Source organism: Dactylosporangium sp. NPDC005555 (assembly GCF_040605635.1).
Lineage (GTDB): Bacteria > Actinomycetota > Actinomycetes > Mycobacteriales > Micromonosporaceae > Dactylosporangium.
Genome location: NZ_JBEXDG010000001.1, coordinates 539323 through 549875, shown reverse-complemented (window position 1 = coordinate 549875; position 10553 = coordinate 539323). Strand labels below are relative to the sequence as shown.

6 protein-coding genes are annotated in these 10553 nt (G+C 72.1%); 4 read left to right on the top strand and 2 right to left on the bottom strand.

Annotation, left to right across the window (positions count from 1 at the left end):
- Positions 1-488 precede the first annotated feature (488 nt).
- Positions 489-1295, bottom strand: a complete 807-nt coding sequence (locus ABZS58_RS02615; RefSeq protein WP_354776760.1) for a TetR/AcrR family transcriptional regulator C-terminal domain-containing protein — start codon at positions 1293-1295, stop codon at positions 489-491.
- Between the two features lie 77 nt (positions 1296-1372).
- Here ABZS58_RS02615 and ABZS58_RS02610 point away from each other — a divergent pair, with 77 nt between their 5' ends.
- Together ABZS58_RS02610 and ABZS58_RS02605 are read left to right on the top strand one after the other, a co-directional pair.
- Entirely contained in the window at positions 1373-2341 is a 969-nt protein-coding gene (locus tag ABZS58_RS02610) for an ATP-binding cassette domain-containing protein (protein ID WP_354776758.1), read from the top strand.
- Positions 2338-3156 (top strand): ABC transporter permease, encoded by an 819-nt coding sequence (locus ABZS58_RS02605; protein WP_354776756.1) that lies wholly within the window; start codon positions 2338-2340, stop codon positions 3154-3156. The genes ABZS58_RS02610 and ABZS58_RS02605 overlap by 4 nt, the downstream gene beginning before the upstream one ends.
- 134 nt (positions 3157-3290) lie before the next feature.
- Here the strand turns inward: ABZS58_RS02605 and ABZS58_RS02600 are convergent, their stop codons facing one another.
- On the bottom strand, positions 3291-6929 hold the full coding sequence (locus ABZS58_RS02600) for a family 78 glycoside hydrolase catalytic domain (RefSeq protein ID WP_354776754.1): 3639 nt from the start codon (positions 6927-6929) through the stop codon (positions 3291-3293).
- A gap of 142 nt (positions 6930-7071) precedes the next feature.
- On the opposite strand from ABZS58_RS02600, the gene ABZS58_RS02595 reads away from it, so the two are divergent.
- Together ABZS58_RS02595 and cphA are read left to right on the top strand one after the other, a co-directional pair.
- Entirely contained in the window at positions 7072-7884 is an 813-nt protein-coding gene (locus ABZS58_RS02595; protein ID WP_354776752.1) for a cyanophycinase, read from the top strand.
- Positions 7874-10552, top strand: a complete 2679-nt coding sequence (gene cphA / locus ABZS58_RS02590; protein WP_354776750.1) for a cyanophycin synthetase — start codon at positions 7874-7876, stop codon at positions 10550-10552. Before ABZS58_RS02595 ends, cphA begins: the two co-directional genes overlap by 11 nt.
- The last annotated feature ends 1 nt before the right edge of the window (position 10553 follow it).

Sequence of the window (10553 nt, the reverse complement as noted above, 5' to 3'; positions counted from 1 at the left end):
CGCGGGTCAGTATGTGCGCAGCCAGGCCGGACGGGACGCCGACGTTGCTGAGCGGACCGGCCGCGACAAGATCGTGCAGCATGCCGCCGGCCGGAAGCTCCGGCCACGGCTGATCGATGTCACAATGCACCAACAACGAAGCTCCCCACACACGTACTGATCTTGGTCGACAGCATGTGTAACGGGAGCTTCGTTGCTGCGCAAGCCGCCACGCGGCATCGACAACCCTCGACGCAAATCCTTAACTCACCGGCATTGCGCCAGAGCAGCACAAACTCTTCCGGATCATGAAGAACCCCGCCGAAGCGGCGCAGACGACACCAGCGCCCGGTCGCCCGACCCAGAATCCGCGTGCGCCCTACCCACCAACCCGCCGCACGCCCGATGTGCACGCCACCGAGGCGGACGTGACCCCCTCCTGCGCGCCAGGACGGCGGCTCAGGGGGCGGCGCGGTCACCGCAACCACGCGACCCGCGCGCCTCGGGCGTCACCCGTGCTGGGTCGCTCTCGGTGCCTTTCCGGACGGTCCGTCCTGCGCTTGCCGCCCATCCCGGTGGGCCGGCATCGGGGAGCCGGCCGTTGACGGGAGGGCCGCGGCGATGCAGTCGAGGACGCGCCGGAGCCCGTGCCGGAACTGGTCGTCGCGACTCAGGTGCGGCTGGCGCGCCTCCATCACGATCTTGGTGAAGATCGGGTATTCGCCGCTTTTCACCAGCTGGTCGACATGCTGGTGGCTTCGCGCCATCCACTCCGACTCGCTGAGCCCGCTGCGGCGGAACTCCCTGGCCGAGCTGATCTCCTCGCGGACGGTGCCCTCGGTGTAGCTGCTCAGCATGGCCACCAGGCCGAGGTTCTCGTCGATGGAGACGAAGGCGTCGAGCACTCCCATCAGCCGCTCGATCAAGAGCAGTTGGTTGGGGCCGAAACTGGGCAGTGACCGCTGCACGGCGGCGATCCACGGGTGCCTCAGCCACATGGCCCGCAGTCCGTCGGCGTAGCGCGTCAGGTCCGCGCGCCAGTCGCCCGAGGGCATGCCCGTGACGTCGATCTCGCCCATCAGCCGGTCGGCCATGAGCTCGACCAGGTTGTCGCGGCTCGGGACGTACCGGTAGAGGGACATCGCGCCGGCGCCGATCGCGGCGGCGATCCGCCGCATGGTGGCGGCCTCCAGCCCCTCGGCGTCGGCGATCCGGATCGCCGCCTCGGTGATCTGCGCGCGGCTGTAGGCCGGCTTCGGCCCGTAGGCCGGGCGCTCGGGTCGCATCCAGATGTTCACGTACTCGGCGTCGGCCACCGTTCCACCCTCCTGGTTGCGTACATGGTACCCAGTCTCCTAGCATGACCGCGTACAACGTACCCAGTGGAGGGATCATGACGGATCCGATCGTGGTCGCCGAGGGGCTGCACAAGTCCTTCGGCGGCACCCGTGCGCTCCGAGGCCTGGACCTGAGCGTCCCGAGAGGGACGGTCTGCGGCGTGCTCGGGCCGAACGGCGCCGGGAAGACGACCGCGGTGCGCATCCTGGCGACCCTGTCCGATCCCGACGCCGGGCACGCCCGCATCGCCGGATACGACGTCGTCCGCGAGGCCGGCAAAGTGCGTGAGCGGATCGGGCTCGCGGGCCAGTCCGCCGCCGTGGACGAGAAGCTCACCGGGCGCGGCAACCTGCGCATGTTCGGGCGCCTCTACCACCTGCCCCGCCGCCAGGCGCACCGGCGGGCCGACGAGCTGCTCGACCGCTTCGGCCTGATGGACGCCGCCGACCGCCCGGTCGCCGGCTACTCCGGCGGCATGCGCCGCCGGCTCGACCTGATCACCAGTCTCATCCTGCGCCCCGAGGTGCTCTTCCTGGACGAGCCCACCACCGGCCTGGACCCGCGCAGCCGCGGCGAGATCTGGGACAGCGTCCGCGAGCTGGTGGCCGAGGGCACCACGGTGCTGCTCACCACGCAGTATCTGGACGAAGCCGACCATCTGGCCGACGACATCGCCGTCATCGACCACGGGCGGGTGATCGCCACCGGCACGCCCGACGAGCTGAAGGCCACGATCGGGGACCGCCTCGACGTCACCGTCGAGAACCCCGCCGCGATGCCCGCGGCGATGACCGTCCTGAGCACCCTCGCCGGCACCGACCCCACGCAGACGGGCGTCGACGGGCTCAGCGTCGTCCTGCCCGCCGGCGGCCTCCGGCTCGCCGACATCGTGCGCGGGTTCGACCACGCCGGGGTCGCCGCAGCCGACCTGCGGCTGCGCCGCCCCACCCTCGACGAGGTGTTCCTACGCCTCACCGACCGCCTCACCGACCGCGTCACCGACCGCGAGGAGCCCGTCCGATGACCGCCGTCACCTCACCGCTGCGTCGCCTGGGCTGGACGCTCACCGACGGGCTGACCCTCGTCGGTCGCGAGCTGGGACGGCTGCGGCAGGAGCCCGGGCAGATCGTCGCCGCGCTGGTCTTCCCGGTCATCATGGTGGTGCTGTTCGGGTACGTCTTCGGCAGCGCGATCCAGGTGCCGGACGGTGGCGACTACCGCGAGTACCTCATGCCCGGCCTGTTCACGATGGTGACCTTCATCGCCTGGTCGGGGGTCATGACGCGGATGGCCGGCGACGCCGCCCGTGGGGTGATGGACCGGTTCCGCTCCATGCCGATGGCGCGCCTGGCGGTGCCGTTCGGGCAGACCGGCGCCGACCTGCTGATCGGCCTGCTGATGCTGGCCGTCATGGTGGGCGCGGGCCTGCTGGTGGGCTGGCAGCCGCACCGCGGCCTGATCCCCACGGCCCAGGCGTTCGTGCTGATCGTCGTGCTGCGGTACGCCCTGAGCTGGGTGGGCGTATACGTGGGCCTGGCGGTGCGGAACGACCAGGTCGCCGACGCGTTGGTGCCCCTGGGCCTGCCGTTCACGATGCTGTCGAACGCGTTCGTCCCGACCGGCGGCATGCCCGGCTGGCTGCGCTTCCTGGCGGACTGGAACCCGGTGAGCGCGCTCACCGCCGCCTTACGGGACCTGTTCGGCAACCCGGGCGCCCCGTCCGGAGCCGTGGCCTGGCCACTCGCGCACCCGGTGACCGCCGTCCTGCTCTGGTCGGCCGCGCTGCTGGTGATCTTCGTCCCGCTGTCGTTCCGCGCCTACCTGCGCGGAGGACGTTGACCGCTCCAGGTCGAGCAACCAGCGGCGGGCTGCCGGTCAAAGCAGTCAGCGGCGGGTCCTGCCGGTCAAGCAACAAGCGGCGGGCCCGGCCGCGAAGAGCGAAATGCGACCGGGCCCGTATCGAACAGTGAGAACTACACCGGGGCGGTGAAGGTGTACGAGCCGGCCGGGAGCAGGTATGTGCCCGAGCCGGACGGCACGGCCTGGCCGGGTGCCAGGATCGAGCCGGGCTGCGAGGTCGGGACCTTCACCGTCGCCGAGGCGCCGGCCGGGACCGTCACCCGCAGGGTCAGGGCGCCGGCCGAGATCGACCAGTCGCTGACCGCCAGGCCGTACGGGGTCTCGTACGAGGACTTCGCCGAGGTCAGGCCGCCACCGGGCTGCGGGGCGACGAGCAGCGACGCGTAGCCCGGGGAGGCCGGGCCCAGGCCGCCGATCTGGCGGTACAGGAAGTCGCCGACGGAGCCGAGGCCGTAGTGGTTGAAGGAGTTCATCCCCGGGTCCTGGAAGGAGCCGTCGGTGCGGATGCCGTCCCAGCGCTCCCAGATGGTGGTGGCGCCGCGGCTGTTCATGTAACCCCAGCCGGGGTAGCCGGGCTGGAGCAGGATCTGGTACGCCGTGTCCGCGTGGCCCGTGTCGGCGAGGACCGGCAGGAGGTTCTCGACGCCGAGGAAGCCGACGGACAGGTGGCCGCCCGTGGAGGCGACCTTGGCGACCAGCCTGTCGGCGAGCTGAGACGTCCGGGAGGACGGCACGAGACCGAAGGCCAGGGCCAGGACGTAGCCGGTCTGGGTGTTGCCGGACACGGTCCCGTCGGCGGCCACGAAGCGGGCCGTGAAGGCCGCCCCGACCTGGTCGGCGAGGGTGCCGTAGGAGGCGGCCTGCGCGGTGCGGCCGGTGGCGGCGGCCATCCGCGACACCAGGCGGGCCGACCAGGCGAAGAACGCCGTCGATATGACGTCCTGCGCGGTGTTGTCGTTGACGTTGAGCCAGTCCCCGTACGTGGGCTGGTTGCGGATCAGGTCGCTGCCCGAGGTGGCGCGCAGGTAGTCGACCCAGCGGGCCATCGCGTCGAAGTGCTCGTCGACGACGCGGATGTCGCCGTGGCGCTGCCAGAGGGTGTAGGGGACGATGACGCCCGCGTCACCCCAGCCGGCGGTGCCGGCGCCGCAGCAGACGGCAGGTGCGACGTCGGTGAAGGCGCCGTCGGAGCGCTGGGCGTCGACCAGGTCGTCGGCGAACTTGTCGAGGAAGCCCTGGACGTCGACGTTGAAGGTGGACGTGGGTGCGAAGATCGCGATGTCGCCGGTCCAGCCGAGCCGCTCGTCGCGTTGCGGGCAGTCGGTCGGGATCGACAGCATGTTGGAGCGCTCGCCCCACAGGATGTTGTGCTGGAGCTGGTTGACCAGGGCGTTCGAGGTGGTGAGGGTGCCGAGCTGGGCGCCCGACGTCCATGCGGCGCGGCCGGTGACGGTGTCCGCGGTCGGGGTGAAGCCGGCGGGCAGCCCGGTCAGCTCGACGTAGCGGTACCCGTGCACCGTGAAGCGCGGCTCGTAGACCTCCGCGCCGCCGGTGCCGGCGAGGGTGAAGCGATCCGTGGCCTGGGCGGCGCGAAGGTTGGTCGTGTAGAGCTGACCGCCGGTGAGCACCTCGGCGTGCCGGATCTGGACGGTGGTGCCGGCGGGGCCGGTGACGGAGATCCGGTTCCAGCCGGTGAAGTTCTGCCCCATGTCGAAGATCCACACGCCCGGCGAGGGCTGGGTGACGGCGACGGGCCGGAACTGCTGCTGCACGCTCACGCCGTTGTCGACCTGCGAGACCAGGTTCGGCTTGGCGCCTGAGCGGACGGCCACCGGGGCCCAGGAGCTGTCGTCGAAGCCGAAGCCGTCCCAGTTCGCGACAGCGAGACGGGCGTCGTAGGTTTCGCCGTGGTACAGGTCGTCGGCGCGGATCGGCCCGCTGGTGACCTTCCAGGTGCTGTCTGTGCGCACCGTGGAGGAGGTGCCGTCCGTGTAGGTGACGACGAGCTGCGCGGAGTACCACGGCTGCGTGCCGTACTTCTGGCTGCCCGCGAAGCCGAGGCTGCCCGAGTACCAGCCGTTGCCCAGCCAGGCGCCGAGCGCGTTCGCACCCTGGCGGATCTGGCCGGTGACGTCGTACACCTTGTACTGGACGCGCTTGTTGTAGTCGGTCCAGCCGGGGGCGAGGACGTCGGTGCCGACGCGGGCGCCGTTGAGGCGGGTCTCGTGCAGGCCGAGCGCGGTGGTCAGCAGCCGCGCCGAGGCGACCGGCTTGCTCACCGTGAAGCCCTTGCGCAGCAGCGGCGCGGCCTTCGCGATCGACACGTTCGCGCCCCAGGGGCCGGTGCCGTAGGTGGTGACGGCGCGGGCCGCGGGCCAGGAGCTGTCGTTGAAGCCGGTCTGCTGCCAGCCGGCGGGTGCCGTGGTGGAGGACTTCCACGACGTGTCGGTCACCAGACTGAAGCCGGTCACCTTGGCGATCATGCCGGCCGGGGACTGCGTGGTGTTCTCCGAGGAGATGGCGATGGTGTTGGCACCGGCGACGAGCCGGCTGCGGATGTCGACCGCGGTCGCCTGCTGCCACGACTGGTACACCCGCGGCGACGTGCTGACCTGGACGCCGTTGACCCACACGTCGGCGGTGTCGTCGCCGGTGACGACCAGGGTCGCCGCGGCCGGGACGGAGCCGAGGGTGAACGTGCGCCGGAAGTACCGGGTCGCGGCCGGCACACCGGCGGCGGGGTCGCCCTCCGGGTACCAGATCCAGGTGGCGCCGGACAGGTCGGCGGTGACGGCGGTCTGGCCGATGAAGTCACCGGTCCACTCGGTCGCCGGGGTCCGCAGGCCGGTCTCGAACGACCAGGTGGGGCTCCACGCGCTGACCCGGCCCTGGGTGTCCCAGACGCGGACCTTCCACGTGTAGCGCTGCATCGACTGCAGGGCCGGGCCGTTGTAGACGATGTCGATCTGCTGGCCGGACGGGACCCGGCCGCTGTTCCAGACGCCGTCGACGGACAGCTCGTAGGCGGCCTGCCGCTGCTGCTGCGCGGTCGAGGTGAGCTTCCAGCCGAAGCGCGGCTTGGCCGCGTCGACGCCCAGCGGGTTGGGCCGGTGCTCGACGGTGCCGCTGGCGACGGCGAGCGGCGAGGGCGCGCCGGGGTCGGGCGCGACGACGTCGGCGTTCCACGGGCCGATGCCGTAGGCGCCGAGGTCGGCCGCGGCGGGCCAGCCGCCGTCGCCGAAGCCGGGCTGCTCCCAGCCGGTCGGCACGGTCTGGAACGCCTTCCAGCTGCCGTCGGTGACGAGGTCGGTGGTGCCGCCGGCGGTGACGACGTGCACCTTGCCGATCATGCCGGCCGGCCCGGCGGTGCTGTTGCGCGCCGCGATGGCGAGGGTGTTGGTGCCGCTGACCAGGGAAGACTGCAGATCGACATAGACGGCGCTCTTCCACGAGTCGGTGACCCGGGGGGAGGCGGCGACGGGCTTGCCGTTGAGCCACACGTCGACGGTGTCGTCGCCGGTGACGACGAGCTGCGCCTCGGAGACCGCGCCGGCGGCGACGGTGAAGGTCTTGCGGAAGTAGCGGTAGGCGGCGGGTGCGCTGGTGGCGGGGGACCCCTCCGGATACCAGACCCAGTGCGCCCCGGAGAGGCTGACGGGCGTGGCGGCCGCGGCCGGTGACGACGGTGCGGCGAGGAGTGCGGCGAGCAGGACGAGCGCGGTGGCGCCCGCGCGGCGTCTCTTCAGGCGCATGGCGGTGCTCCTGTCAAAGGGATGAAACGTTTCATTAAAACGTTTCATAGAGTTGTGATGCACTGACTGTACGTAGACCCTGGTCAATAAGCAACGCCCGGCCGCGCGACGAACCGCAAGATGAGGGAAGTGTGGAGGTGGGATGCCGGGAAAGCTGCTCGTCATCGGTGGCGCGGAGAGCCACGACCCCGGTGATGACGCCATCCTCGAACGGTTCGTGCTGCTCGCCGGCGGCCCCGCGGCGCACCTCGTGGTGATCGCGACCGCCAGCGAGTGCCCTGAGCAGCGCGAGAAGGAATACGCCGAGGTCTTCCACCGCCTCGGCGCGGGTCGCGTCACCCCGCTGCGCCTCGAGGACCGCGAGGACAGCAACGGCCTGCGCGCCGTCTCCGCGATCGAGCGCGCCACCGGCGTCTTCTTCACCGGCGGTGACCAGTTGCGGATCACCACCGTGGTCGGCGGGTCCAAGGTCGACACCGCGCTGCACGCCCGGCTCGCCGAGGGCATGATCCTCGCCGGCACGAGCGCCGGCGCCGCCATGATGTCCAGCACGATGATCCTGGGCGGGAGCATCGCGTCGGTGTCCACGGACAGCGTCCGCACCGGTCCCGGCATGGAGTTCCTGCCCGGCGTGCTGATCGACATGCACTTCGCCCAGCGCGGCCGCCTCAACCGGCTGCTCAGCGCCATCGCGATGTTCCCGCACGAGCTCGGTCTCGGCATCGACGAGAACACCGCGATCCTCGTCGACGGCGACGTGTTCGAGGTCCTCGGCGCCGGCACCGTCACCGTCATCGACGCGGGGCAGGCCCACACGATCAGCGCCACCCTGTCCGACGTCGGCGAGCCGATCGCCCTCTGCGGGGCTCAGCTGCACGTGCTCCCGGCGGGCTGGCGGTTCAACCTCACCGAGCGGGCGGCCATCAAGAGATCGGATCCAGATCATGCGTATTGAGAGCAGCCGGCGCCTGCGTGGCCCCAACCGCTATCTCGCGCGCCCCGTCCAGGTCACCCGGGTCCTGCTCGACGGACTGACCGAACGCGAGAGCAGCGACTACCCGGACTTCACCGAGCGGCTCCTGGCCGCGTTCCCCGGCCTCGCCGAGCACCACTGCGCGTTCGGCGAGCCCGGCGGCTTCGTCAAGCGGCTGCACGGCGGCACCTACTTCGGCCACACCGCCGAACACGTCGCGATCGAGCTCTCCCAGCGCATCGGCCGCGAGATCAACTTCGGCCGCACCGAAGGCACCGGCGTGCCCGGCGAATACGACGTCATCACCGAATGCCCCGTCGACGAGCCGGCGGACTCCGGTCTCGCCGAGGGCCTGTTGTCATTGGCGATCGCGGGTGTACTGGCGGCGCTGCACGACGAACCCGTCCGGGTCGAGCCCGGGCTGGAAGCGCTGCGCCGCACGTACGAGCGTGAGAAGAGCGGGCCGAGCACCGCCGCCATCGCCGACGCCGCCCGCGCCCGCGGCATCCCCGTCGAGCGGGTCGGCGAGCTCAGCCTGCTGCGCCTCGGCTACGGACGGCACCGCCGGCTGGTGTGGGCCGCGCTCACCGACCAGACCTCCGCGATCGGCGTCGACATCGCCTCCGACAAGGAGCTCACCCGGCGACTGCTCGACGAGGTGGGCGTCCCCGTCCCCAGCGGCGGCGCCGCGACGTCCCTGGCCGAGGCCCTGGACCTGTTCGCCGAGCTCGGCCCGCCCGTCGTCGTCAAGCCCCGGCAGGGGCGGCAGGGGATGCACGTGTTCCTCGGCGTCGACACCCCCGACGCGCTGCGCGCCGCCTACGAGGCCGCCACCGCCGACGGCGACGACGCCGTCGTCGAACGCGAACTGACCGGCCGCGACTACCGCGTCCTCACCGTCGGCGGGCAGGTCGTCGCCGCCGCCGAACGGATCGCCGCACACGTCGTCGGCGACGGCGCCACCGACGTCGCCGGGCTCATCGCCCGCGCCAACGAGGACCCGCGCCGCGGCGACGGCCACACCCGGGCGCTGACCCGGCTCACCATCGACGACGTCGCCCGCACCCTGCTGCGCAAGCAGGGCCTCGACGCCGGCTCGGTCCCCGCCGCCGGGCAGGTCGTGCGGCTGCGCGAGAACGCCAACCTCTCCACCGGCGGCACCAGCGTCGACGTCACCGAGCACGTCCACCCGTCCGTCGCCGACCTGTGCCGGCGGGTCGCCGCGATCGTCGGGCTCGACATCGCCGGGCTCGACCTGCGCCTGCCGTCGATCGCCGCGCCGCTGCCACCGACCGGCACCCTGTCCGGCAGCGGCGTCATCGAGGTCAACGCCGCGCCCGGGCTCCGGATGCACCTCGACCCCAGCGACGGCACCGCCCGCGACGTCGGCGCCGCGGTCGTGGACGCGCTGTACCCGGCCGGTTCACCGGCGAGAATCCCGATCGTCGCCATCACCGGCACCAACGGCAAGACCACCGTCGCCCGGCTCACCGCGCACCTGCTCGACGGCGCCGGCCTGCGCGTCGGCGTCACCACGACCGACGGCATCGCCATCGGCGGCCGGCTCGTCCAGCGCGCCGACGCCACCGGGCCGCGCTCCGCCCGCGTCGTGCTCAGCGACCCCACCGTCGACGCCGCCGTGCTCGAGACCGCCCGCGGCGGCATGCTCCGCCAGGGCCTCGGCTACGACTGGAGCGACGTCGGCGTGATCACCAATCTCGCCAGCGACCACCTCGGCCAGGACGGCATCGAGAGCATCGAGGACCTCGTCGACCTCAAATGCCTCATCGGCGAACGCGTCCGCGAGGGCGGCGCCGTCGTCCTCAACGCCGACGACCCGCGTAGCCGCGGCCTCGCCGCCTACCCCGATGGACGCTTCGCCGGCCGCGAGATCATCTGGTGCGGCCTCGACCCGCGCAACCCGCTGATCCGGCGGCACTGGGACACCGGCGGCCGCGCGTACCTCCTGGCGGACGGCTGGCTCGTCGAGCTCGCCGACCGCCGCTGGATCCCGATCCTCGCCGTCGGCGAGCTCGGCGGCGGTTTCGGCGGCGCCGCCCGGCACCTCGTCGCCAACGCGCTCGCCGCGACCGCCGCCGCCCGGGTCCTCGGCGTCGCTACCGCCCGGGTCGCCGAACGCCTCCGCAGCTTCACCGACAACCCCGGCCGCGGCATGCTGCTGCACGTCGGCGGCATCGACGTCCTCGTCGACTACGCGCACAACCCCGCCGCCATCAGCGCCATCGCCGACCTCGTCGAACGGCTCTGGGGCGCCGAGCACGCCGTCGCCGCCGTCACGCTGCCCGGCGACCGCCGCGACGACCTGCTCCGCGAGTCCGCCCGCGAGGTCGGCGCCCGCTTCGGCCGGGTCGTGATCTACGAGGACAGCGACCGCCGCGGCCGGGCACCCGGCGAGGTCCCGTCGCTCCTGCACGACGAGCTGACCGCCACCGCACCGTCGACGACCTGCACCGTGGTCCGCACCGTCGACGAGGCCGTCCCCGCCGCCCTGGCCATGGCGCAACCCGGGGACGTCGTGCTGCTGCTGTACGAGAAGATCGAACCGGTCCTCGCGCTCCTGCACACCCTCGGCGCCGAGGCCGCCCCCGATCAACACGTGTCGTTTCCGCTCATCGGGGCATCTGTATGAC

Bases quoted from the DNA above. Each gene is read 5' to 3' on its own strand.
- ABZS58_RS02610 (WP_354776758.1), top strand. From the start codon at position 1,373: ATGACGGATCCGATCGTGGTCGCCGAGGGGCTGCACAAGTCCTTCGGC.
- ABZS58_RS02605 (WP_354776756.1), top strand. From the start codon at position 2,338: ATGACCGCCGTCACCTCACCGCTGCGTCGCCTGGGCTGGACGCTCACC.
- ABZS58_RS02600 (WP_354776754.1), bottom strand. From the start codon at position 6,929: ATGCGCCTGAAGAGACGCCGCGCGGGCGCCACCGCGCTCGTCCTGCTC.
- ABZS58_RS02595 (WP_354776752.1), top strand. From the start codon at position 7,072: ATGCCGGGAAAGCTGCTCGTCATCGGTGGCGCGGAGAGCCACGACCCC.
- cphA (WP_354776750.1), top strand. From the start codon at position 7,874: ATGCGTATTGAGAGCAGCCGGCGCCTGCGTGGCCCCAACCGCTATCTC.